Below are 24,553 nucleotides of genomic sequence, written 5' to 3' on the forward strand. Positions count from 1 at the left end.
AAGATGTTTGAAACAGAACCTAATGCAGCGTCACCAGTACGTAAAGCAGACATAGCGTCTTGTGTGTTACGAGCCCCAACATTTAATCCGCCTTCTTTTGCACGCATACGAGTAGCAATAGCTAAACCAGCCGCATCGTCAGCTGCACTGTTGATTGATTTACCGCTAGATAAACGGTTCATAGAAGTGTTCATTTTGTCTTGGTTTTGTCGCATGTACTCTTGAGTACGCATGCTATTAATATTTGTATTAATTCTCATGTTAAGAACCCCCATTTTTTTATATTGATTTTTCTGTTAATTGTTAAACGTAAATATGCAAAAAAATCAATTTCGAGATTAATTGTAATCCTTGGTGTATATCGTGTCAACGAATAATTGTAATTAATGAATATAAAAAAATGATAATTTCCTATTTGTTCATTTTTTTATTACAATATTATCAAAAGGATTATTGCAAACTTTAAAAAAAAACTCTAATATTAGATTATCTTTGTTTACCGAAAAGGTGATATTATGTTAGTTGGAAATATAGTAAAAGAAGTGCTTGCATATAAAAAAGGACAAATTCAGCAAAAGCTAAGTAGTCCACAAGCATTTGTTAGTAGTCGTTTTCAAGAGAAGTTGCAGAGTGAACCTGCGAGGGAGACGAAGGCTACTACGCAGCCGGCAAAAATAGAAGATATGAGTCAGCCGGAACAATCTACGAAAATAGAAACGGTTGTTAATAAGCCGGAACAATCTATTAATAAAGTAGATGAAGCGAGTAAGCCCGAAGAAAAGGGTGAAACGAAAAAAGTAGATGAAGCGAGTAAGCCCGAAGAAAAGGGTGAAACGAAGAAAGCAGATGAAGTGCAAGTTGCGCAAAAAGAGTTTGAACGACGTTTCCCAGAAACGAAAAATGAGGCTGCTGATACGTGGGGATTAACGAAGAAGTATAATATTCAAAAAATACGTTCTTCCAATGAAGGGAAGTATGAGGATATTATTGATCGTGTAAGTCGTACATATGGAATTCCGAAAACGTTAATTCAAAAAATGATTGAAGTAGAGTCTAATTTTAATCCGAAAACGGTGTCACATGCCGGTGCGATGGGACTTATGCAGCTTATGCCAGCGAATGTGAAGGAGATGGGTGTGAAGAATCCCTTTTCACCAGCTGAAAGTATTGAAGGTGGCGTGAAAGAGTTAAGTGGTTATTTAAAGAAAAATAACGGTGACTTAGTATTGGCACTTGCTTCTTACAATGCTGGTCCTGGTAATGTGAGAAAGTACGGAGGCGTACCGCCATTTAAAGAAACGCAAGGATATATTAAAAAAATATTAAATATCGACGTTTCAAAATAAGAAGTTTCATATATAGAGAGAACATGAAATTTTCGTGAACATGATATGGGAGTTGGCTAGATTTGAAATTACAAGATGATATTCCGTTAACAATTTATTTTGAAATCGGAAATACGAAAAAGAAAATTGAAGATCTGCTTCATATTACGAAAGGTACATTGTATCGTCTTGAAAATTCAACGAAAAATACGGTGCGTCTTATGCTTGAGAATGAAGAGATTGGAACCGGAAAGATTTTAACGAAGAATGGAAAAATGTACGTTGAAATCGTTGAATTGAAAAGGTAGGGAAGGGGATTGTCATGAGTGGCGAAAAATTAAGCCAAGAGCAAATTGATGCCCTGCTGAAGGCGGTAAATGAAGGCGAGGAAATGCCAGCTTTCGCACAAGAAGCAGGAAAGCAAGAGAAATTTCAAGAGTATGATTTTAATAGACCAGAGAAGTTCGGTGTTGAGCATTTACGTAGTTTGCAAGCGATTGCTTCTACTTTTGGAAAACAGACGTCACAGACGTTATCAGCGCGTATGCGTATTCCAATTGAACTAGAGCCTTCAACAGTTGAGCAAGTTCCATTTACGAGTGAATATGTGGAGAAAATGCCGAAAGATTATTATTTATATTGCGTAATTGATCTCGGTTTACCAGAGCTTGGAGAAATTGTTATTGAGATTGATTTAGCATTCGTTATTTATATTCATGAATGTTGGCTTGGCGGAGATAGTAAGCGTAACTTTACGATGCGCAGACCGTTAACAGCGTTTGAGTTTTTAACGCTTGATAATATATTCTTGCTTCTTTGTAAAAATTTAGAGCAATCATTTGAAAGTGTTGTTGCGATTGAACCGAAATTTGTAACGACAGAAACAGATCCGAATGCATTAAAGATTACGACAGCGAGTGATATCATTTCATTACTTAACGTAAATATGAAAACAGATTTTTGGAATACGACGGTGCGTATCGGAATTCCATTCTTATCTGTTGAAGAAATTATGGATAAGTTAACGTCTGAAAATATTGTCGAACATTCTTCAGATAAACGTAAAAAGTATATGTCTGAAGTGGAAATGAAAGTAAATCAAGTGTACAAACCTGTTCACGTTGCAATTGGTGAGCAGAAAATGACAATGAGTGAGATTGAACAAATTGAAGAAGGCGATATAATTCCGCTTCATACGAAAGTTTCGGATGAATTACTTGGTTATGTAGATGGAAAGCATAAATTTAATTGTTTTATTGGAAAAGATGGAACGCGTAAGGCGCTCCTATTTAAAAGTTTTGTAGAGTAGGAGGATCCATATGAAGCATGAAGTATCTCCCGTGTCATTAATGGGATTAGAAGATTTTGCAGGAAAGCGAAATGAAGCAGGTAAAGCACATATTGATACTGTTTCAGATATTTCGATTGAACTTGGTGTAAAGCTTGGAAAGTCATCTATTACACTTGGTGATGTAAAGCAGTTAAAAGTTGGCGATGTTCTTGAAGTAGAGAAAAACTTAGGACATAAAGTAGATGTGTATTTAAGTAATATGAAAGTCGGCATCGGTGAAGCAATCGTAATGGACGAGAAATTCGGTATTATCATTTCTGAAATTGAAGCTGATAAGAAACAAGCGGCGCTTATGAAAGCGCAAAGTCAAATGCAAGATAAAGAGTAGAGGAGGAGTCATATGTCGTATATGACGACCTTATTTCAAGTCGTTTTACTGTTTGGTGCGCTCGGCTACGGTGCATATTATATGACGAAAAAGACGCGCAAACAGCAGTTTTTTAAGCAGGGTGAAAATGGCCATATACAAGTAAAAGACGGCGTTTATTTAAATCATCAAACGAGTGCCTTTTTATTTGAAGTGGACGGAAAGCAAGTGTTCACTGTTATTAGTAATAACGGTGTGCAGTCTGTGCAATTAACCGGAACAGGAAATCAGTTTCAACAAGCACTAGAAGACGCGGTGAAGAGTGAAACGAAAAAAGTAGAGGATCCATCATGAGAATAAAGAAACAGTTATCATTATTAGCCGTTATTTTCGTATTTTCTATCGTTTTTTCAATTATTTTTGTAAATCCAGCGTATGCAGCCCCGAACGGTTTTATTAATTTCGAAAATGGAAAAGAGTTTACGAGTAATTCAAGTGTACAACTATTTGCGCTCGTTACCCTTTTATCATTATCTTCTTCTATCGTTCTATTATTTACACATTTTACTTATTTTATGATCGTTCTAGGGATTACACGTCAAGGACTTGGGGTAATGAATTTACCACCAAACCAAGTGCTTGTTGGACTTGCATTATTTTTATCACTCTTTACGATGCAGCCTGTACTCGGGCAACTGAAGAGTGATGTGTGGGATCCGATGACGAAAGAGAAAATAACAGTAAGTCAAGCTGCGGAAACGACAGCTCCTATTATGAAAGAATATATGTCAAAGCATACGTATAAGCATGATTTAAAAATGATGCTGAAAGTACGCGGAGAAGAGTTGCCGAAAGATTTGAAAGATCTTTCACTATTTACGCTCGTACCATCCTTTACGTTAACGCAAATTCAAAAAGGTTTACTAACAGGGATGTTCATTTATTTAGCGTTTGTATTTATAGATTTGATTATTAGTACACTTTTAATGTACCTCGGGATGATGATGGTACCGCCGATGATTTTAAGTTTACCGTTTAAAATACTCGTTTTCGTATATTTAGGTGGATATACAAAAATCGTCGACATTATGTTTAAAACGGTCGCCTGAAGCGTTTGATGCTATGTGATAGGAGTCATATAAATGAATACGTCACCAATTATAGATATTTTTCAAACCTTTTTTTATAAAGGGGTTATGATTTTAATGCCGGTTGCCGGCGTAAGTATGATTGTCGTTATTATCATCGCTGTCATTATGGCGATGATGCAAATTCAAGAGCAAACGCTGACGTTTTTACCGAAAATGGCGAGTATTGTCCTCGTTATTATCATTTTAGGTCCGTGGATGTTCCAAGAGTTAACGACACTTATTTTAGATTTATTTGATAAAATCCCATCGCTATTGCGTTCGTACTAAGATAGGTGAACTGAAATGAATATGGAATTATGGGCGGCAACGTTTTTTGCGTTTTGCCGCATTACTTCATTTTTATATTTTTTACCGTTTTTCTCAGGACGATCCATTCCAGCAATGGCGAAGGTTACAGTTGGACTTGCTCTTTCAATTACAGTGGCTGATCAAGTGGATGTCTCTCACATCAAGACAGTTTGGGACGTTGCAGCTTATGCAGGAACGCAAATTGTAATTGGATTATCACTTTCAAAAATTGTAGAAATGCTGTGGAACATTCCGAAAATGGCCGGGCATATTTTAGACTTTGATATCGGTTTATCACAAGCAAGTTTGTTTGATGTAAATGCGGGCTCACAGTCTACTTTACTATCAACCATTTTTGATATATTTTTTCTCATTATTTTTATTTCACTTGGCGGCATTAATTATTTCGTTGCCACGATTTTAAAGTCGTTTCAATATACAGAGGCGATTTCAAAATTGTTGACGACTAGTTTCTTAGATAGTCTACTCGCAACGCTATTATTTGCGATCACATCAGCGGTTGAAATTGCTCTTCCGCTTATGGGAAGTTTATTCATCATTAACTTTGTTCTAATTTTAATTGCAAAAAACGCTCCGCAATTAAACGTTTTTATGAATGCATACGTAATTAAAATTACATGTGGGATTTTGTTTATTGCGATGAGTGTACCGATGCTCGGTTATGTGTTTAAAAATATGACGGATGTATTACTTGAAGAGTATACGAAACTATTTAACTTTTTCTTAACGAAGTAGGGGGACTCGCATGGCAAAGGATAATAAAACAGAAAAGGCCACCCCGCAGAAGCGTAAAAAATCGCGTGAAGAAGGGAACATTGCCCGGAGTAAAGATTTAAATAATTTATTTTCCATTCTCGTATTAGCAGTTGTCGTTTATTTCTTCGGAGATTGGCTAGGGTATGAGATTGCAAATTCCGTAGCGGTGCTGTTTGATCAAATTGGAAAAAATACAGATTCAACCGAGTATTTTTATTTAATGGGGATTTTATTACTGAAAGTATCGGCTCCGATATTAATACTCGTATACGCTTTTCATTTATTCAATTATATGATTCAAGTCGGCTTCCTATTTTCTTCTAAAGTCATTAAACCGAAAGCGTCACGTATTAATCCGAAAAACTATTTTACGAGACTGTTTAGTCGTAAAAGTTTAGTAGATATTTTGAAATCACTATTTTATATGGGATTAATCGGTTACGTCGCTTACGTTCTCTTTAAAAAGAATTTAGAGAAAATTGTCAGTATGATTGGATTTAACTGGACTGCATCCCTTACTGAAATTATTAGGGAAATTAAATTTATTTTCTTAGCAATTTTAATTATTTTAATCGTTCTTTCTATTATTGATTTCATTTATCAAAAATGGGAGTACGAGCAAGATATTAAGATGAAAAAAGAAGAAGTGAAACAAGAGCATAAAGATAATGAAGGGGACCCGCAAGTTAAAGGGAAACGAAAAAACTTTATGCATGCAATCTTGCAAGGAACAATTGCGAAGAAGATGGATGGCGCAACGTTTATTGTAAACAACCCGACTCATATTTCGGTCGTACTTCGTTACAATAAACACGTTGATGCAGCACCAATTGTCGTTGCAAAAGGGGAAGATGAGCTCGCATTATATATACGAACGCTTGCCCGTGAACAAGAAATACCAATGGTGGAAAACCGTCCGCTTGCTCGTTCTTTATATTATCAAGTCGAGGAAGATGAGACGATTCCAGAAGATTTATATGTAGCTGTAATTGAAGTTATGCGCTATTTAATTCAGACGAATGAACTTGAAGTATAATAGCGCGTTTGGAGGAGATCTCTTTGTTTAAGATAGATTCTGCAAGAACCTATTTTTCTATCTTTTTAGCAGCGTCATTCGTAGTGGCGCTCTTAATTCCACTTCCACCATTTATACTTGATATCATTATCGTTTTTCTACTAAGTATGTCAGTGCTTATTTATATGCGAGCGACAAGTATTAACGAGTGGGATGAATTAAAGTCATTTCCAACGATGTTGTTATTAATCGGGATTTTCCGCGTATCGATTAACGTTTCGACGACGCGAGCGATTTTGACAGATGGAAATGCAGGTCATGTTATTGAAGAGTTTGGCCAGTTCGTAATTGGCGGAAACTTATTAATTGGTATCGTTATTTTTACAGTATTAATCATATTCCAGTTTATCGTTGCAAACGGTGCGTCTCGTACAGCTGAAGTTGCAGCTCGTTTTACACTTGATTCTTTACCAGGGAAACAAATGTCTATCGATGCTGATTTAAACCAGCGTATTATTTCAGAAAAAGATGCACAAGCAAAACGAAAAAAATTAAATATGGAAACAGAGTTTTACGGGGCGATGGATGGTGCCGGAAAGTTCATTAAAGGGGACGTTATTTTCGGGATTGTCATTTTATTCGTAAACATTATTTTCGGTTTAATTGTCGGAATGATGCAGCAAGGGATGAGCTTTGCGGATGCGGCTCTTCATTATACACAGTTAACTGTCGGTGACGGAATCGTAAACCAAATCGGTTCGTTAATGCTTGCAATTTCAACAGGTATTATCGTAACGCGTGTATTTGACGGTTCACCGGATACAGTAACAGAAGGTATCTTTAAAGAGTTATTAGCGCATGAAGTCGTTGTATATGCGCTCGGTGGTTTATTTATCGCAATGGGTATTTTTACTCCGCTACCGTTTCTACCATTCGCACTCGTTGGCGGAACAATTATCTTCTTAGGAATTCGTAATAAAAATCGAATAAAGAAAGAAAAAGAAGACGAGCTTCAAAAAGAAATAGAAATGATCCAAGGCGAAGATGAACAACTGCAACAAGTGGAAGATTCATTCGGAGTATTTACGGATAAATATCCAATTATAGTAGAACTCGGTTTAGATTTAGCAGCACTTGTAAAGCAAAAAATTAACGGGGAAACAGCGCGTGATAAAGTTGTTCTTATGAGGAAGTCAATTATTACTGACCTTGGTATTAACGTTCCTGGAATTAACTTTAAAGATAATACGAGCTTTAGGCCACGCGGACGTTACATTATTCGAATTAAAGGTGCGAAGGCGGCTGAAGGTGTTTTAAAATCAGGTTATTTATTAGCACTGAAAACACCAAACGTAATGGCTGATTTAGATGCAGAGCCAGCGAAAGATCCAATTTTCGGTGAAGATGGATATTGGATTTTAGAGCATATGGTGCAAGATGCACAAATGAAAGGCTATCAAGTTTTAGAGCCACTTAGCATATTAATTACACATTTAGATGTTGTCGTTAGACGTAATCTTCATGAATTAATTCAGCGCCAACATGTAAAAGACTTAATTAACTCGCTTGAAAATGATAATGGCGTTCTATTAGAAGAGATTAAGAAAAAAGAAATTGATTTATCACTTGTTCAAAATGTTATTAAACAACTTCTAAAAGAAGGTATTTCTATTCGTGATTTACCAACAATTATTGAAGGTATTATTGACGGCAAAGAAATTTATCAAAACCACGTGGATGGTGTAACATCATTTGTTCGTGAATGTATTTCAAAAGTTATTTGTGAAAATGCGAAAAATCCGGACGGAAAAATATATGCAGCGCTCTTCTCTGATTCAATCGAGTTAGATGCGGATGTTGTGAATAATTCATATCAAGGTTACTTATTAAACTGGGATTTAGATTTAGAAACACGTGTCGTTGAGCAAGTGCAGCGCGTCTTTAAGCAAGCACGTTTAATGGGAAGAGAACCGGTGTTATTAACACGTAGAAAAGATTTTAGATTTGCGATTGTAAGACTGCTAGAACGTTATCAAGTGGAAGCACAAGTACTTTGTATTAGTGAATTAGCACCAGAAATTGTTGTGGATCAAATTGCCTATATTGAATAGTAGGGGGTGAAGTAATGGAAAGTACAGAAAAGAAAGAAGCGTTAATGCGAATAAAAGCAGCTTCGAAAAATGAATTGTATCGAAAGTTATTTGACCAATATGGTACAGATTATTATTATGTTGTCGATGAAAGTGTAAAACGAAATATACCGTTTTTTTGGAAAAAGGATTATGAAATGTTAGTTGCTTTTCCAGAAGAAAAACAGGAAGAAGTGAATGAAGGTACAGCTCAATTTCATGAACAGTTAATGGATGTTGTGAATGATCCTTCAGAACAAATTGTGAAGGCGAATGGAATTCAATCAGTACTGCACAATTTAGAAAACGTAACGACTTCTATGTCATACGCGGCGATGCAAACAGGAAATAGTGAAGAATGGGCAAGAAAAAAAGAGAAACTATTAAAGCTGTTTGAAAAAGGAATCGTCGTTGTGAAACCGATGAAAGAAACGGAAGTAACGAAAGTAACGAAAAAGAAAAAAGTTGTGAAACAAGTCGTTCCAGTAAAGAAAGAAGAAGTAGTTCCAAAGAAAGAAAATCAAGAATCTGTACCGTTTATTATTCAAAAAGTAATTCGGATGCTAGAACAAAACGATGTGGAACAATATTTCATTCATGCATATGCTGAAAAGTTAAAAATAAAGTTTGAAAATGCAACGATGATTACGGAAGAAGAAGTTATCAGGTACATATTGGAAGATATGAAATCTCATTTCAATACGGAAAACGTCTTTGAAAAAGAAGTACAAACAATTGCATTAATCGGTCCAACTGGCGTTGGTAAAACGACGACACTCGCGAAAATGGCATGGCAATTTCACGGTAAGAAAAAAACAGTTGGTTTTATAACGACAGATCATTCGCGCATAGGAACAGTACAGCAATTGCAAGATAACGTAAAGACAATTGGATCTGAAGTAATTGCTGTGCGTGATGAAGCTGCAATGACAAGAGCGCTTACGTATTTTAAAGAAGAAGCACGCGTCGATTATATTTTAATTGATACAGCAGGGAAAAATTATCGTACGTCAGAAACAGTGGAAGAAATGATTGAAACGATGGGACAAGTAGAACCAGATTATATTTGTTTAACGTTATCAGCTTCAATGAAAAGTAAAGATATGATTGAAATTATTACAAACTTTAAAGATATTCATATAGATGGTATTGTGTTTACGAAATTTGATGAAACAGCAAGTAGTGGCGAATTGTTGAAAATTCCAGCAGTATCATCAGCTCCTATTGTATTAATGACAGATGGCCAAGACATAAAGAAAAATATACATATCGCTACAGCTGAACATTTAGCGAAACAAATGTTACAAACATCGTAGAAAAGAGGTGAAGAATAAGGCGCTTGCCTTATTCAAACGAATATGAACGGTCTTTATATAGGTTCTATGGGCATGATGAATTACATGCAGCGCATTAATGTTCATTCGAATAACGTTGCAAATGCTCAAACGACAGGATTTAAAGCAGAAAATATGACGTCTAAAGTATTTGATGTACAAGACACATATCGCCGCGGAGATGGGGCGGTAACAAATATCGGTTCGGTCGATTACGCTGTAGTACCAGCTGCAACGCATGTGAATTTAGTACAAGGAAATATACAAATGACAAATAGCGCTACAGATTTCTTTTTAGATGACGGCGCGGCCGGCACAACATCATTTTTCGTTACTTCTAAAAATGATGAAACGTTTTTAACGAGAGATGGTAGTTTCACATTAAATAGTGATCGTTATTTACAAACATCATCTGGTGCTTTCGTAATGGGAGAGAATAATGAGCGTATTCGTATTCCAGAAGGAGCAAAGGTTGCTGTACAAGCAGATGGTACATTATATGATGAGGTAACACAAAATAATATTGCTCGTTTGCAAACAAAAACAGTAGATGCCGAAACGAATGCACGTCTCGTGCAACGTGAAAACAAAAGCTTTACACTAGCAGAAGGAAACATTGCTAATTTACCGAACGGAACAGGAATAGTAAAAAATCATATGCTAGAAAATTCAAATGTTGATATGACGAAAGAGATGGCAGATCTTATGACAGATCAAAAGATGATTCAAGCATCACAGCGCGTTATGACGTCATTTGATAAAATTTATGAAAAAGAAGCGAATGAAATATTGAGATAGTGGACTCCTAATAAAGGAGTCTTTTATTAATTTTAAATTTCAGAATTATCAATTTACTTTGCAGAGCTTCTTTTTTATATTAGTAGGTATAACTATAACTACTAAAGAGGTGAGAGTATGACAACGGCATTATATTTAGAAGATGCATACAAAACGAGTTGCGAAACAGAAGTGATAAGAGTAGAAGGGAATAAAGTATTTGTAAAAGAAACAATTTTTTATCCAACTGGTGGAGGACAGGAATGTGATACGGGTGTCATTGTACAAGATGGGTCTGTATTTGAAGTTGAAAAAGTAAAGAAGGAGCAAGGAGAAATAGTTCACTATATAAAAGACGAAGCACAAGTAAAGTTAGGTCCAGTTAAATTAGAGATAAATTGGGAAAGACGTCATAATTTAATGCGTCATCACTCTTTACTGCATCTTATCGGAGCTGTTGTTTATGAAAAGTATGGAGCTTTATGCACCGGAAATCAAATTTATCCTGATAAAGCACGTATCGATTTTAATGAGTTACAAGAGTTATCGAGCGTGGAAGTAGAAGAAATTGTTGAGGAAGTGAATAAACTTATTAAGCAAAATAAAGAAATTTCCACTCGTTATATGAGCCGCGAAGAAGCAGAAAATGCTGTAGGAATGATTAAAACAGCAATAAATCTCCTGCCAACTACTATCCAAGAAATCCGCATTGTTACAATTGAAAATTTAGACGAACAAGCTTGTGGAGGCACACATGTGAAAAATACGAGTGAAATAGGAACACTTGTTATTGATAAAGTAAAAAGTAAAGGGAAGCAAAATCGTCGTTTTGAAGTAAGAGCGATTTAGATTGTGAGGGGTTACCGATGGATGAAATTATAAAGGAATTACAAAAGTTGGGATTTTCCCAATATGAATGTAAAGCGTATATTGGATTGTTAAAACATTCTCCAGTAACAGGCTATGAAGTGAGTAAACAAACAGGAGTACCTCGTTCTATGATTTACGAGGTACTCGGTAAGTTAATGGATAAAGGAGCGGTGCATATTGTACCTTCTGAACCAGTTAAATATGTACCAGTACCAGCTACCGAATTAATGAATCGAATGCGAAAAGACTTTGAAAAGTCCTTTGAATTTTTAGATGAGAAATTAAATTGTTTAGAACAAGAGCGACAAATAGATGTAATTTCGCATATTCGCTCAAATGATCGTGTTTTAAAAGAAATATGCAATATAATTAATAGGGCAAAGGAAGAATTATGGATTTCTGTATGGGAAGAACAAGTGCATGAAATTGAGCCATACATTCATCAAAAGGAAGAGGAAGGCGTACATATATTTTCAATCTTATTTGGAGCTCCAGAAACAAAAATAGGAGCGACGTTTCATCATAATTATATGACGCCCCACGTTGTTGAAAAGAGAATGGGTGGTCATTTAACTGTTATTGCTCGTGATGGAGAGGAAGTATTAATTGCGAACTTCTCAAATGATAGCACTTCATGGGCCGTTACAACGTATGACCCAGCGCTAGTTCTCGTTGCTACAGAGTATGTGCGGCACGATATTATGGTTGAAGAAATCACAAAGGAATTTGGAGCTGATAAGTTAGATACGTTATGGCGTGAAAATATAGATTTAGTTCATGTCGTAACAGGAAAACGAACTTTAGAAGGAATGGAGGATGATAGAGATGAGTAAAGCTCAGGCACATGTAGCTTTGCAGAGTGACGATACATTTCAGCAAGGAGTAAAAGATTGTTTACCAACTGTATTTGGTTACTTGAGCATCGGTATAGCAGCTGGTGTAATTGCAAAAACAGCTGGTTTCTCCATCATTGAAATTGCATTTATGTCCACTTTAATTTATGCAGGTTCTGCCCAATTTATATTAGCTGGTATGTATGCAGCCGGTGCTCCTGCTTCCGCAATTATTTTTACTGTATTTTTTGTTAACTTGCGCCACCTTCTTATGAGTGCTGCACTTGCACCGTACTTTACGAAAATTCCTCTATTTAAAAACCTAATCATCGGTTCGCAAATTACAGATGAAACTTTCGGCGTTGCAGTGCAGCATGCTGCGCAAAAAGGATATTTAGGTGAAAGATGGATGATAGGGCTTAATGTAACAGCGTATTTAAATTGGATTCTTGCCACTATCATTGGCGGGCTATTTGGTGAGTGGATACCAGATCCACATACATACGGCATGGATTATGCATTACCAGCGATGTTTATCGGATTATTTGTTCTTCAGCTCATAAGTAGTAAACCGAAACTAGCAATTCATTTAAGTGTTGCAATTGTAGCGATTATTATCGCATACGTTTCACACCTATTTATGCCAGATAGTATAGCGGTTATTATCGCAACCTTACTAGCTGCGACGATTGGAGTGTTGATTGAAAAATGGAAATGAGATTAGATGTATTATTACTTTTACTAGCAGCAGGAGCTGTTACAATCGTGCCACGTATTTTACCTCTACTCGTATTTAGCAAACTACAAATTCCTGACTGGGGTTTAAAATGGTTAAATTACATACCAATTGCGATATTAGCAGCGCTTTTAGCACAAGTTTTATTTATGCATGAAACGATGCAGTGGGATTATCTTATTGCAGCAATTCCAACATTTCTTGTAGCGATATATACTCGTAGTTTATTAGGTACAGTATTAACGGGAGTGATTGTGATTATTTTGTTACGTTTCCTTTTCTAAAAAGGATTACACTCATATCATAGCGAAAAGTGTAATAACATGAAAAATATAGGGGTGGTGTTATGATACTTTTAACGATAGGAGCAATTTTGTTAACGTTATTTATTTTCTTTATTATCGGCTTTATTACGTTTATGATGTTTGTTGATAAGGCGACACCTCAAATATATTATACACCTTGTGAATCAGTGACAGTGAAAACTAAAGGTAAACATAGAAGGAAGAAAAGTTGAAAGTTGGCTTTTCTTCCTTCTTCTATTACATCCCGGAAAGAACTAACAACAATAATCCAAATAAAAAACTAGTCAAGGAAAGAAAACCGATACATATGGAGAATACACGATTATTTCCCCATTCACGCCAGAAAGTTATAAAACCTAAAATACAAAGGAAAAACCAAATGGGTAGGAATAGGAACTCACTAATTTTCTCGGGAAGTAACGAATAAAAAGTTGTTACATATAAGATCCAATTAGTAAAAAATAAAAGGCAAACGATAATAGATTGTAAGTAGGGGCGGTTGAAAAATAGCCCTTTTTTTACGGTTTTAAAAATGATAGTTAGCGCTGAGATAAAGGCAATGAGTATGAAAACAAGTAAGAGTAATGTCAGCGTCATTTTGAGTCTCCTGTATAAGATTGTTTTTATCACGCATGGGCAGTAAGACCCACACCTTAAAACTCAACGTAAGAAAAGAGATTAGGTGGGGGATGCCCCCCCCCACTGATTGAAGTTTCACTTTACAAGAAATGAATCTATTAAATTGTATGCTTGTTTTGTAGAGTGCCCGTTATATTTTTCAGTGTACGGATTTAGAAATCCATGTTCACCGTGTAGTTGTTTTATTTCTAATAAAGGATTCTTTTGTTGCTGCAATGTGTGAATTAAAGAGGATACTGAAAAACTAGCTTCTTTTTCAGGGAATATAAGTAATGTAGAGCATGTAGGCTTTATGTGAACATAGTCGCGTATACGAGAACCGTAACATCCGATAATAAAATCTATTTTCGGATTGTTACTACATAGCCATGAGATGGTAGCTCCAACACTAAAGCCGATAAGTCCAATATGTGTATAACTACTAGAAAGATGAGAAATGAATTCTTCAATTTGCTTTTTTCCATCATCAAATCCAATATGATTTACAAAATGTTCATATGCCTTTTCTTCATCACGATAATGAAATGCATGTTGTAAGTGTAGAAGATTAGGACAGAATACGTCTATATGAGATGAAGTAAAGTGCTGGGTAACGTGATGCATATGGTCGTTCACACCATATATTTCATGAACAATAACGAGAGCTAATTTTTCCTTCATAGTTATAAAGTACCTCTATGAAACTTAAATTCTTTCTCAACAAGACAAATACGCAGGTGGAAGTTTTCATACCATTGCTCACGACCTCTTTTTTTCGCTTCTTTATGTAAGGTGTTCTTCTTCCAATTTTCAATCGCATCAAGTGATTCCCAATAAGAAATTGTTATTCCGAGTCCAGAATTACCTCGTGCACTTTCTACACCTAAAAATCCAGGTTGTTGCTTTGCAAGTTTCTCCATTTCTTCGGCAACGGTATTATAGTCAGTTGTATTATTTGATAAATTAGAAGTGAATATAACTGCATAATAAGGCTGGTTTTTTTCTAAATTAGATGCCATTATTTTTCCTCCTTAATGTATAGTACGAATAATTAATCCATAGTTTGTATTTTAGCAGGTCACAAAAAGAAAAGAAGTAGAAAATTCTTATTTTTTCAGCTCATGTAAAATAAAGAGTTGAAGAAATTTATAATAAGTAATCTGAAAGAAGAAAAATGCCACTTCAAAAGAGAAGTGGCATTTCTTATATTTCCTCTAAGCTATTAACTGGAACAGTTAATTCGCGTCCTGGGTTTTTTACTTCATATATGCGGGCGGTTTCATTGCTTTCATCGACGTGTTGAATCATAACAGGCATGCCTTGAAAATTGACATTGGCTTGTTCTGCTGACATAGAAAGCTCTATTGCACGTTGTATATTCATTTATATTCCTCCCATCATTATTATCTTTGCTAAAAAAGAGGAATAATATACCATTTAGAGACATTCTTAAAGTTTTTGTATTATTTGTAATGTTTCTTTAATAAATGAAGTGAAGATGGAATCAGGATAGGCCTGTACGATTTCATATGCTTCTGTTACTTCTTCAAGAGCTCTTTTTTTATCATTAAGTTTCACATAACAAAGAGCGCGATATGCCCCAGCTGTTGTAAGCCGTGCGTGATCAAGTGGATGGTTTATATAATCTGGTATGATAGCGCGTTGCAATGTTTTTAAAGCTTCTTCGTATTGTTTTAAACCATACAAAGCTTTTCCTTTTTCAAGATAATATGATCCATCATCTTGAAAAATTGGCTCATCTTTTAATTTTTCTCGAAATTGTTCTAAATGTTCTAATGCAATTGTATATTCATTAGCAATTGTGTTGTAGTAGAAAGCTTTTAAAAGATCAATAACCGCCGCAGAGAAATTATCTTCTGTAAAAATGGCGAATTGCTCTGATTTTTTTATGTAATGTAAATATTGTTCTTTATCAGCCGTGATTACTTTTTGATAAGATAAAATACGATAAAATTCATCTGTTTTATAATACACTTGATGTTTTTTTGAAAATGCAAGTGCATCTAAAATGACACTTTCACATTGTTCGTAATCACCACATGCAAGAAAAATAATTGCTTCATATAAATATAATTCGATATGTATAATGAGATCCATTTCTAAATGTTTCTCTTCATAGTCATTTCGGATACTAGCTATAAGTTGTAAACATTCAGCATATTTTTTACGTGTGAATATCGTAAAGGATAATTTTAATTTTGTTTCCGTACTATCCCGGTATAACGTATATTTCTCAAAAATAGAAGTAGCCTTTTCAACGTAATATTCAATATTGTAATCTTTCATTTTAGCCGCAGCTGTTACAAACTGTTTATATAAACGAGCAGTATTCAAAGTGGGAGGTAGCTCTTTTTGAACGATCGGTAGTAAAACCTCATATACTTCATCGTACTTGTTTGCTTTTATTAGTTTCTCCGTTTGTTGAATGAGTCCTACAATTTCTACATCATCTTCTTCTAATAAAAAACTCGTTTCACATTCAAGTTTGTCAGCGATATATTGTAGTGTTTTCATAGAAGGTGTAGCTTTTCCATTTTCAATTTGACTTAGCATACTTTTTGTGAGTTCTGAACCTGCTAGATCAGTTTGAGTAAGCTTTTTTTCTTTTCGTAACGTTTTAATTTTTTCACCGAGAGTAGCCATATAATTGCTCCTTTATAGTTAGAAAGTTAAATGTCATTAAACTTTTTGTTGTAAAAATTGGAAAGTTAATTATATAATAAGTTTAACACAATTTAACTTTTAAGGGGAGAGTGTCAAAAATGGGGGATATAAGTATAGGACAAAATGATTCAAGAATGAAGATTGCAACGAGAAATATTATTTTAATGATGATTGGGAAAATGACGTCTTTGCTAGGAGCCGGTATTTATACGTTTGCAATGGGATTATACGTATTAAAGACAACGGGTTCAGGAATGGGGTTTGCAACTACGCTTATTTGTGGATCGATTCCAAGGCTAATCTGTGGACCAATTGCTGGTGCTGTAGCTGACCGCGTCAATCGAAAATGGCTTGTCATCGGTACCGATTTGTTAAGTAGTTTAACAATGTTTATTATGTTTATCCTTGCAACTACTTTTGGGCCATCACTTCTGTTTATTTATGTTTCAGCAGCATTATTATCAATTTGTGCGAGTTTTTACTCTGTTTCATTAACTTCATCTATTCCAAGTTTAGTAGATGAAGGACGTATTCAAAAAGCGAGTGCCTTGAACCAGACGGCAGCATCTTTATCAAATATTTTAGCACCGATTATTGGCGGAGTTGTATTTGGTTTCTTTTCAATTAAATCGTTTTTCCTATTGAATAGCATTACATTCTTTTTAGCGGTTGTTGTGCAATTGTTTATCGTATTTGATTTATACAAAAAAGAAAAGGCTGAAAGTAAAGAGCATTTCTTGACGAGTATAAAAGAAGGGTTTTCATATGTGAAAAGACAGCATGAAATATATGGTTTAATGAAAATTGCAGTAGGGGTAAACTTTTTTGCGAGTGCACTTTTCGTTTCACTTCCATATATTATTGTTCAAAATTTGCATCTATCTTCGAAACAACTCGGTGTTGTAGAGGGAATGTTAGCAGTTGGGATGTTAATTGGTGCAATTGCGTTATCAGTACGTAAAGAAGTGAATGATCCGTTTCGCTCTGTTTATATTGGGTTGTTTTTATTTGCGAGTTTGAGTTTATGTACAGTGTTTCCATTAGTAGTCACCATCCCGAAAGTAGCAAGTTTTATTTACTATATCGCTTTTATGATGTTAACTGGTATATCAATGATGGTTGTAAATATCCCGATGCAAGTACATTTGCAAAAGACGACAGATCCAAGTTATTTAGGACGCGTTTTCGGCTTACTTGAAACAATTTCTACTGCAATCGCACCGCTCGGTATGATTGTGTATGGATTATTATTAGATATGTTGCCAACTAGCATTGTTATGATGACATTAGGCGTAGGTTTATTGTTAGTTGTATTAGTAGGAGTAAAGAAGCATGTAATGAAAAAGCAAGTGGATGTGTCTGTCTAAAAGGAAATGTGACTTAATAAAATAAAAATGACTAAATTAGTATTTTAGTTTTTGAAACTCTTTTTCATGTATGTTAAAGTAAAGTGAGCTTGCAAAGAAAAGGAGACAACAGCATGAAAAAATTAAGTTTTGTTATGCTTTTTCTATTAGTCGTAATGGCTGGATGTAGCAATTATGACACATATATTGAAACAGGTATGCAATCATTGAAAGATGAAAAGTATAGTGATGCAACAATGTGGTTCGAAAAAGCAGAAAAAGAGAAATCAGGAAATGAAGCGAAATCATATAAAGAAGTTGCTGAGAAAATGGATCAGGGAGCAACAGCATTAAAAGACGGTAAGTATTTAGAAGCGAAAGACATTGCAAATGAAGTGTTACAAAAGAAAAAAGATGATGAACTTGAAAAAGCTGTAATATCAAATGCAGAGAATATGCTTCAAAAAGCAAAAGATGTGGAAGAGAAAGTAAATGAAAGAGTGGCAAAGCGTAGAAAGGTAGAAGAAGAGGGAATCGATAAAATTATTAAAGCTGTCGATAGTATAGATGAAGTGAAAGAAAAAGAGAAGAAAGTATCAGAAGCATTAGATAAGGCTGAAGAGGCGCAAGCAAAAATTGAGGCAAAGAAAAATAAATAGATTTATAGTTTGAAAGGCTGTCGTGCATAACGACAGCCTTTTAATTTTTTGTTGCAAATGTAGTGATGCTCTGTAGTAAAAAAGAAATGATTTTAGAATTCCATCTGTCTTCATGATGAATCGTATAAATATTACGCTGAAATTCAAATTCAGGGATTGGTATATAGCATAGCTCATTTCGTTGTATTTCTTGTTCGATAGCCAGTTTAGAAATCAAGGCAATTCCATTACCATATTTTAAAATTTGTTTCATCGTTTCTAATGAGTCTAATTCAATTTCTGATTGGAATGTAATGTTGTGCGCTAACGTCCATTGTGTAAGTAAGTCTCTCGTTGTAGATGGATTACGATGCAATAGTATGCGTTCCTTTTCTATATTTTGTAACGATACATTGTCTTTCTTTGAAAAATGATGTTCTTTGGAAAAAGCAAGAACAAGTGTATCGGGCATTATATTCGTTTGTTTTAAAAGTGGTTCATCAAATGGAGCAGCGGAAATTATCCCAAGATCGATTTCGTGATTTTGTAGCATCATTCGAATTTCAGGGGCGGTTTTAACTAGTAGCGTTATTTTTATATTGGGAAATTCACATTGAAATTGATGAACGACTGCTGGCAAAAGATAAGTCGCTGGTACATAACTAGCGCCGATTGTTATAGCGCCTTTATGAAAATCTTTAAACTCTTGCGTGACACGTCTAGCTTCTTTCATAAGTGCATCTATTTTACAAGCATAATGGTGCAAAGCCTCACCAGCCTCTGTTAAGAAATACCTTCCAGAACGTAATTCGAATAAAGACACACCGAGTTCTTCTTCTAAGCTTTTTATATGAAAAGTAATAGTTGGTTGTTTAACGCCAAGTTTTTCTGCAACGATTGTAAGCTTTTTGTATTTCTTAATAAGTACTACAATTTCTAATTTTAAGAGATTCATTATGAATTGCCGCCTTTTTTATTTTAACTATAGAAAAAATCTATAGAAATAAATAGTTTATTAGAAGTTTTTTAATTTAATCTTTACAGTACATTAACATTAAGTATAAATCTTCCATATAGAATGAAAGCAGGTTAAGAATGAGGGGAGAGAGGTGAGACGATGGATATTAAAATTAATGGATTAGAAAAAACATTTGGAAAAACACAAGCGTTAAAGCCTTTGCAGATTGTAATGAAACAAGGGGAATTCACTACACTTTTAGGACCTTCGGGATGTGGGAAAACGACTTTACTTAGAATAATAGCAGGACTTGAAGAACCGGATAAGGGAGAAATATATTTTGGAGACCAGTGCATGTATTCTGCTACAAAAAAGATAAAGACATCTCCTCATGAACGGAATATCGGTATGGTATTTCAAGATTTTGCTTTATGGCCGCACATGACTGTTTTTGAAAATGTTGCATTTGGTTTAAGAGCTACAAAGCAAACGAATCATTTACGAGAAAAAGTAGAAGATGCAATAAAGCGAGTTCGCCTGCAAGGTATGGAGAAAAGGTATCCACACGAACTTTCTGGTGGACAGCAACAACGTGTCGCATTCGCTAGAGCAATTGTAACAAAACCTCATTTTATTTTGTTTGACGAACCGCTAAGTGCGCTCGATGCAATTTTGCGAGAAGAAATGAGAATAGAGCTTATGGATATCGTTCATTCCATTGGTTTAACTGCACTGTATGTTACTCACGATCAAACAGAAGCAATGTCAATGTCAGACCAAATTATTGTCATGAAACAAGGAGCAGTATTACAAAAAGGAACACCCGAAGATATTTATGTGAAACCGTCTCATGAATTTGTTGCCAAATTTGTTGGTAAGGCGAATTGGCTTGTAGAGGGTAAAAAAATGGTTCGTCCAGAGCATGTGAGTTGGACGAAAAATGAAGTGTGCGAAATGTATACAGGTGAAATTAAGCACGTTACATATGTAGGAGAACGGTATGAAATAAAAGTAAACATGGGGGCACTCGGAATATGGACAGCTTATCACAATAGTAAATTAAGCATCGGTAAACCAGTATCGTTATATGTGCCAAAAAAATGTATTCATCATATAGGGGGAGAATCGTATGAAGAAATTCAGTTCGCTTAAGTCTTTATTTGTATGTACTTTATTATTTTCGGCTGTAGTAACAGGTTGTAGTTCAAAGGGTAATGCAGATGCAAAAAGTACAAATACGAATGAAAAGAAAATTGTTGTATATAGTGCAGGGCCAAAAGGGTTAGCAGAAAAAGTTCAAAAAGACTTTGAAAAGAAAACTGGTATAAAGGTGGAAATGTTTCAAGGGACAACTGGTAAAATTTTAGCGAGAATGGAAGCTGAAAAGAAAAATCCAGTCGTTGACGTTGTCGTACTCGCTTCCTTACCAGCGATGGAAGGATTAAAGAAAGAGGGTCAAACGTTAGCTTATAAAGAGGCGAAACAAGCTGATAAGCTGCGTTCTGAATGGTCAGATGATAAAGGCCATTATTTCGGGTATAGTGCTTCAGCATTAGGGATTGTGTACAATACAAAAAATGTGAAGACAGCGCCTGAAGATTGGAGCGATATAACGAAAGGAGAATGGAAAGGGAAAGTGAATCTTCCAGATCCAGCACTTTCAGGTTCAGCTTTAGACTTTGTAACAGGATACGTGAAAAAGAATGGACAAGATGGATGGAATTTATTTGAGCAGCTTAAGAAAAATGAAGTTACAGTAGCAGGAGCAAATCAGGAAGCGTTAGACCCAGTTGTAACAGGTGCGAAAGATATGGTCATTGCGGGTGTTGATTATATGACGTATAGCGCAAAAGCAAAGGGTGAACCTGTTGATATTGTATATCCAAAAAGCGGAACAGTTATTAGCCCACGTGTAGCTGGGATTATGAAGGATAGTAAAAATGTTGAAGGTGCAAAAGAGTTTATTGATTATTTATTATCCGATGATGTACAAAAACAAGTTTCTAAAGCGTATTTATTGCCTGGTAGAACAGATATAAAAGCTGAAAATAGACCAAATGTAGAAGAGATTCCAGTATTAAATATTGATTGGAAAACAGTTGAGAAAGAGCAAGATGAAATAGGAAAACAATTTAAGAAAGTATTTCAATAAGATGGTGATTCCATGGTAAATCGATTCGTATCAGTAAGACAAGTTGGAATGACGGTAGCGTTATTACTTGTGGCGATGTTAATCGTCATTCCACTTTTTCTTATTTTATTTTCTAGTGTATATGAAAATAGCAGTTGGAATTTTTTAAAGCCTTTTGAAGTGATGCAGAGTGGTGGATTAGCTGGGATTTTTCTAAATTCGATGCTTCTAGGTGCACTCGTTGTAATAGGTGCTACAATATTTGCATTTCCATTGGCATTTATTATGAGCAAAACAGATGTAGGAAAGTATAGTAAGTTAGATATTGTTTTTATGATTCCATTTATGACACCGCCGTATATTGGATCGATGGGCTGGATTTTGTTCATGCAACCTAACGGCTATTTTGAACAATTTTTCCCGATGCTAAAGACAGTTTCATCATCGTTTTTTAGTTTAGGAGGTATGGTATTAATTATGAGTCTGCATTTATTCCCATTCCTTTATTTCATGCTGAAAAACACGTTACTTCAGATTGGGAGTAGTAAAGAAGAAGCTGCAGCAGTTCATGGCGGAAGTTTTTTCTATCGCTTAAGAAAAATAATATTGCCGTTATTAGTATCAAGTTATGTAATGGGTGCTTTACTCATTTTCGTAAAGACGATTGCTGAATTTGGAACACCGGCTACATTCGGACGTAGAATAGGATTCCACGTGTTAACATCAGAAATTCATAAATTTATTTCGAGTTGGCCAATTGATTTCAGTAGTGCAACAGCATTATCTTCTTTATTACTTAGTGCTTGTATGCTCATTTGGTATATGCAAAATGTATTGAATCGAAAGTATTCATATGCAATGGTTAGTGGAAAAGGTGTGAAATCTAAAAGATATACTTTGTCTATATTTACGCGCGTTGTAGCATGGATGTATGTAATTGGTTTATTAATCGTATCAATTGGAATTCCATACTTTTCTATACTTATTGCTTCTTTTTCAAAATTAAGAGGCGGCGGTTTACATGTAAATAACTTTACAACAAGTCATTATGAGGCATTGTTTACAATGGGGTCTCCGGGATTAGAGGCTTTATGGAATAGTTTTCTTTTTTCACTCGTAACAGCGATTATTGCGGTAATGATTGGAGTCTTTTTGGCACTTATGATTCGAAAGGGGAAAAAAACCTCTGAAAAATGGCTTGATATGTGCGGTATGTTACCGAATATGGTACCAGGAATCGTTATGGTTGTAGGTCTTATTCTATTTTGGAATTCACCATATATGCCTATGTCAATTTATAATACACCAATCATGGTTATCGTAACGTATGTTGTTCTGTTTTTACCTTACACGGTGCAATATGTAAAATCATCACTCGGACAAATTGATGATTCTCTCGTGCAGGCAGGAAGTATTTTTTCTGGAAATTATATTTATATTTTTAGAAAAATAATATTGCCTCTTATTATCCCAGGCATTCTTGCCGGATGGGCGATGACATTTACAATTTCAATAAGAGAATTAGTAGCATCACTTCTCGTATTACCTCCATCAGTAGAAACGTCAGCAACGTTTATTTTTGCTCAATTTGAACAGGGTGAAGTATCTATAGGAATGGCGATGGCCGTTGTTTCTGTTGGACTTACAACAATGTGCTTATTACTGCTGCAACATATGGAGCAAAAGCGAAAAGGGGTAGCATGATGAGAGTGGAAGTATGGGGAGGAGCAGGAGAATACGGTCGCTCTTGCTATTTTGTAAAAAATAAAGAGACGAAAATAGTATTTGATTGTGGTATTAATCGATCTTATGAGGATGGTTATCCAAAAATAGAGAGAGAAGCTGTTCCATTTTTAGATGCGGTATTTTTATCACATATTCATGAAGATCATACGATGGGTTTACCTTTATTAGCGAAGTATGGCTATAAGAAAAAAATTTGGACGACTCGTTATACGAAGGAGCAACTGCCGTTATATTATGAAAAATGGAGAAACTATAATGTAATGCAAGGATGGAATTTACCTTATAGCGACCAACATATAAAAGATTTAAATTATGTATGTATTGATGAGATTAGCAATCCAAATGAATGGTTACAAATTACTCCTACATTGCGGTTTCAGTGGGGGTATAGTGGGCATGTATTAGGAGCTGTTTGGTTTTTAGTTGATATGTGTAATACATACGTATTTTATTCAGGCGACTATTCAGCAGAGTCTAACATACTACGAGCTAATTTACCTGAGAAATTGGGCCACAATATAAAAGTTGCAATTGTAGATGCCGCTTATCACACAGATGATGTTTCGCAAAATGAAAGATTAGACGATCTATGTGCAGAAATTGAACGAGTTATGCAAAATGAAGGAATAGCATTATTACCGCTGCCACAACTTGGTAGGGCGCAAGATATAGTATTGTATTTATATGAACGATATAAAGAATTTCCGCTTATAGTAGATAAAGAAATTTTGGCTGGATTTGAAGAGATGTTCATATATAAAGGTTGGATAAAAAATAATGAAGAACTTAAATGGATTATGGAGAGTTTAAAAAGAAACATAATAGTTATGGATAATGACATTAGTATGCAAAATAGTTACGGAATAGTTGTAATGAGTGATGCGAATATGCAAACGAAACGAGCACAGTTATACTATGAACAACTTCGGAATGAAAAACGGAATGCCGTTATTTTTACTGGGCATATTGCGAAAGGGAGTTTTGCAGAAAAAGTTATGAAAGAACATGTAAGGAGTACATGTAGGGTGAAGAGAGTTCCGTATAAAGTTCACCAAAGTATAAGAGACGTTAAAGAGATGCTAAATACATTATTACCAGAACATACGGTGTTAGTGCACGCTTTGAAAGAGGATACGGATCGATTACAACAAAAGCTAAGTACAGCAGGGTATGAAAATGTATATTCACTTGCAATGGAACGTATAGAAGTCATTTGAAATGTAAAGGGGATAG

30 protein-coding genes are annotated in these 24,553 nt (G+C 35.1%); 23 read left to right on the forward strand and 7 right to left on the reverse strand.

Annotated elements, in window-relative coordinates:
• The coding region (locus QO049_RS23030; protein ID WP_481748636.1) for a flagellin N-terminal helical domain-containing protein at positions 1–260 on the reverse strand (260 nt) is incomplete at its 3' end.
• A gap of 255 nt (positions 261–515) precedes the next feature.
• Between QO049_RS23030 and QO049_RS23035 the strand changes: the two genes are divergently transcribed.
• The 17 genes from QO049_RS23035 to QO049_RS23115 all read left to right on the forward strand — a co-directional run bounded on the left by QO049_RS23035 (position 516) and on the right by QO049_RS23115 (position 13,410).
• A complete protein-coding gene (locus tag QO049_RS23035) occupies positions 516–1,346 on the forward strand; it encodes a lytic transglycosylase domain-containing protein (RefSeq protein WP_000960073.1) in 831 nt (276 codons plus the stop codon).
• A 62-nt stretch (positions 1,347–1,408) separates the two neighbouring features.
• Positions 1,409–1,633 carry a flagellar motor switch protein FliN gene (locus tag QO049_RS23040; protein ID WP_000775712.1) on the forward strand — a complete coding sequence of 75 codons (225 nt, stop codon included), beginning with the start codon at positions 1,409–1,411 and terminating at the stop codon, positions 1,631–1,633.
• A 14-nt stretch (positions 1,634–1,647) separates the two neighbouring features.
• The gene (fliM, locus tag QO049_RS23045; protein WP_000012355.1) at positions 1,648–2,634 is read left to right on the forward strand and encodes a flagellar motor switch protein FliM; all 987 of its coding nucleotides are present in this window, start codon (positions 1,648–1,650) and stop codon (positions 2,632–2,634) included.
• 10 nt (positions 2,635–2,644) lie between these two features.
• Positions 2,645–3,004, forward strand: a complete 360-nt coding sequence (gene fliN / locus QO049_RS23050; protein ID WP_000680010.1) for a flagellar motor switch protein FliN — start codon at positions 2,645–2,647, stop codon at positions 3,002–3,004.
• 12 nt (positions 3,005–3,016) lie between these two features.
• The gene (locus QO049_RS23055; RefSeq protein ID WP_000121176.1) at positions 3,017–3,337 is read left to right on the forward strand and encodes a hypothetical protein; all 321 of its coding nucleotides are present in this window, start codon (positions 3,017–3,019) and stop codon (positions 3,335–3,337) included.
• The gene (locus QO049_RS23060; protein ID WP_001220582.1) at positions 3,334–4,092 is read left to right on the forward strand and encodes a flagellar type III secretion system pore protein FliP; all 759 of its coding nucleotides are present in this window, start codon (positions 3,334–3,336) and stop codon (positions 4,090–4,092) included. The genes QO049_RS23055 and QO049_RS23060 overlap by 4 nt, the downstream gene beginning before the upstream one ends.
• 33 nt (positions 4,093–4,125) lie before the next feature.
• Positions 4,126–4,401, forward strand: coding sequence for a flagellar biosynthetic protein FliQ (locus QO049_RS23065; protein ID WP_001098085.1), 276 nt, complete (start codon positions 4,126–4,128; stop codon positions 4,399–4,401).
• A gap of 15 nt (positions 4,402–4,416) precedes the next feature.
• Entirely contained in the window at positions 4,417–5,178 is a 762-nt protein-coding gene (locus QO049_RS23070; protein ID WP_001055718.1) for a flagellar biosynthetic protein FliR, read from the forward strand.
• Between the two features lie 10 nt (positions 5,179–5,188).
• Complete coding sequence (gene flhB, locus QO049_RS23075) at positions 5,189–6,235, forward strand: flagellar type III secretion system protein FlhB (protein ID WP_001030111.1); 1,047 nt, start codon at positions 5,189–5,191, stop codon at positions 6,233–6,235.
• Between the two features lie 23 nt (positions 6,236–6,258).
• Positions 6,259–8,325 (forward strand): flagellar biosynthesis protein FlhA, encoded by a 2,067-nt coding sequence (flhA, locus tag QO049_RS23080; protein WP_000472534.1) that lies wholly within the window; start codon positions 6,259–6,261, stop codon positions 8,323–8,325.
• 14 nt (positions 8,326–8,339) lie between these two features.
• Positions 8,340–9,659, forward strand: coding sequence for a flagellar biosynthesis GTPase FlhF (flhF, locus tag QO049_RS23085; protein WP_000446174.1), 1,320 nt, complete (start codon positions 8,340–8,342; stop codon positions 9,657–9,659).
• A 42-nt stretch (positions 9,660–9,701) separates the two neighbouring features.
• On the forward strand, positions 9,702–10,475 hold the full coding sequence (locus tag QO049_RS23090) for a flagellar basal-body rod protein FlgG (protein ID WP_001013934.1): 774 nt from the start codon (positions 9,702–9,704) through the stop codon (positions 10,473–10,475).
• A 117-nt stretch (positions 10,476–10,592) separates the two neighbouring features.
• The gene (locus tag QO049_RS23095; RefSeq protein ID WP_000205394.1) at positions 10,593–11,303 is read left to right on the forward strand and encodes an alanyl-tRNA editing protein; all 711 of its coding nucleotides are present in this window, start codon (positions 10,593–10,595) and stop codon (positions 11,301–11,303) included.
• A gap of 17 nt (positions 11,304–11,320) precedes the next feature.
• Positions 11,321–12,157, forward strand: a complete 837-nt coding sequence (locus QO049_RS23100; protein WP_000343357.1) for a TrmB family transcriptional regulator — start codon at positions 11,321–11,323, stop codon at positions 12,155–12,157.
• On the forward strand, positions 12,150–12,875 hold the full coding sequence (locus tag QO049_RS23105) for an AzlC family ABC transporter permease (RefSeq protein WP_000030478.1): 726 nt from the start codon (positions 12,150–12,152) through the stop codon (positions 12,873–12,875). The genes QO049_RS23100 and QO049_RS23105 overlap by 8 nt, the downstream gene beginning before the upstream one ends.
• The gene (locus QO049_RS23110; RefSeq protein ID WP_000425938.1) at positions 12,866–13,177 is read left to right on the forward strand and encodes an AzlD domain-containing protein; all 312 of its coding nucleotides are present in this window, start codon (positions 12,866–12,868) and stop codon (positions 13,175–13,177) included. The genes QO049_RS23105 and QO049_RS23110 overlap by 10 nt, the downstream gene beginning before the upstream one ends.
• A gap of 62 nt (positions 13,178–13,239) precedes the next feature.
• Positions 13,240–13,410, forward strand: a complete 171-nt coding sequence (locus QO049_RS23115; protein WP_000602236.1) for a DUF3951 domain-containing protein — start codon at positions 13,240–13,242, stop codon at positions 13,408–13,410.
• Positions 13,411–13,435: 25 nt separating this feature from the next.
• On the opposite strand, the gene QO049_RS23120 is transcribed toward QO049_RS23115, so the two are convergent.
• The 5 genes from QO049_RS23120 to QO049_RS23140 all read right to left on the reverse strand — a co-directional run bounded on the left by QO049_RS23120 (position 13,436) and on the right by QO049_RS23140 (position 16,480).
• Positions 13,436–13,795 (reverse strand): hypothetical protein, encoded by a 360-nt coding sequence (locus QO049_RS23120; RefSeq protein WP_002133070.1) that lies wholly within the window; start codon positions 13,793–13,795, stop codon positions 13,436–13,438.
• Between the two features lie 117 nt (positions 13,796–13,912).
• A complete protein-coding gene (locus QO049_RS23125) occupies positions 13,913–14,497 on the reverse strand; it encodes a dienelactone hydrolase family protein (RefSeq protein ID WP_000660114.1) in 585 nt (194 codons plus the stop codon).
• 2 nt (positions 14,498–14,499) lie between these two features.
• Positions 14,500–14,835, reverse strand: a complete 336-nt coding sequence (locus QO049_RS23130) for an antibiotic biosynthesis monooxygenase family protein (RefSeq protein ID WP_000157887.1) — start codon at positions 14,833–14,835, stop codon at positions 14,500–14,502.
• Between the two features lie 184 nt (positions 14,836–15,019).
• A complete protein-coding gene (locus tag QO049_RS23135; protein ID WP_001025731.1) occupies positions 15,020–15,199 on the reverse strand; it encodes an H-type small acid-soluble spore protein in 180 nt (59 codons plus the stop codon).
• Between the two features lie 66 nt (positions 15,200–15,265).
• Positions 15,266–16,480, reverse strand: a complete 1,215-nt coding sequence (locus tag QO049_RS23140; RefSeq protein ID WP_000212386.1) for a transcriptional regulator — start codon at positions 16,478–16,480, stop codon at positions 15,266–15,268.
• A gap of 119 nt (positions 16,481–16,599) precedes the next feature.
• Here QO049_RS23140 and QO049_RS23145 point away from each other — a divergent pair, with 119 nt between their 5' ends.
• Both QO049_RS23145 and QO049_RS23150 read left to right on the forward strand, forming a co-directional pair.
• Entirely contained in the window at positions 16,600–17,868 is a 1,269-nt protein-coding gene (locus QO049_RS23145) for an MFS transporter (RefSeq protein ID WP_000502489.1), read from the forward strand.
• Positions 17,869–17,981: 113 nt separating this feature from the next.
• A complete protein-coding gene (locus QO049_RS23150; protein WP_000736440.1) occupies positions 17,982–18,506 on the forward strand; it encodes a COG3014 family protein in 525 nt (174 codons plus the stop codon).
• 40 nt (positions 18,507–18,546) lie between these two features.
• On the opposite strand, the gene QO049_RS23155 is transcribed toward QO049_RS23150, so the two are convergent.
• Positions 18,547–19,440 carry a LysR family transcriptional regulator gene (locus QO049_RS23155; protein WP_061655896.1) on the reverse strand — a complete coding sequence of 298 codons (894 nt, stop codon included), beginning with the start codon at positions 19,438–19,440 and terminating at the stop codon, positions 18,547–18,549.
• A gap of 162 nt (positions 19,441–19,602) precedes the next feature.
• Between QO049_RS23155 and QO049_RS23160 the strand changes: the two genes are divergently transcribed.
• Genes QO049_RS23160 through QO049_RS23175 form a run of 4 tightly spaced genes read left to right on the forward strand, consistent with a single transcriptional unit; the run spans position 19,603 to position 24,537 of the window.
• Positions 19,603–20,595 (forward strand): ABC transporter ATP-binding protein, encoded by a 993-nt coding sequence (locus QO049_RS23160; protein ID WP_284489525.1) that lies wholly within the window; start codon positions 19,603–19,605, stop codon positions 20,593–20,595.
• A complete protein-coding gene (locus QO049_RS23165; RefSeq protein ID WP_000714678.1) occupies positions 20,573–21,595 on the forward strand; it encodes an ABC transporter substrate-binding protein in 1,023 nt (340 codons plus the stop codon). Before QO049_RS23160 ends, QO049_RS23165 begins: the two co-directional genes overlap by 23 nt.
• A 12-nt stretch (positions 21,596–21,607) precedes the next feature.
• A complete protein-coding gene (locus QO049_RS23170; RefSeq protein ID WP_000248151.1) occupies positions 21,608–23,278 on the forward strand; it encodes an ABC transporter permease in 1,671 nt (556 codons plus the stop codon).
• Positions 23,275–24,537, forward strand: coding sequence for an MBL fold metallo-hydrolase (locus QO049_RS23175; protein ID WP_061655893.1), 1,263 nt, complete (start codon positions 23,275–23,277; stop codon positions 24,535–24,537). Before QO049_RS23170 ends, QO049_RS23175 begins: the two co-directional genes overlap by 4 nt.
• Positions 24,538–24,553 lie beyond the last annotated feature (16 nt).

Source organism: Bacillus sp. RB3 (genome assembly GCF_030164735.1).
Lineage (GTDB): Bacteria > Bacillota > Bacilli > Bacillales > Bacillaceae_G > Bacillus_A > Bacillus_A cereus.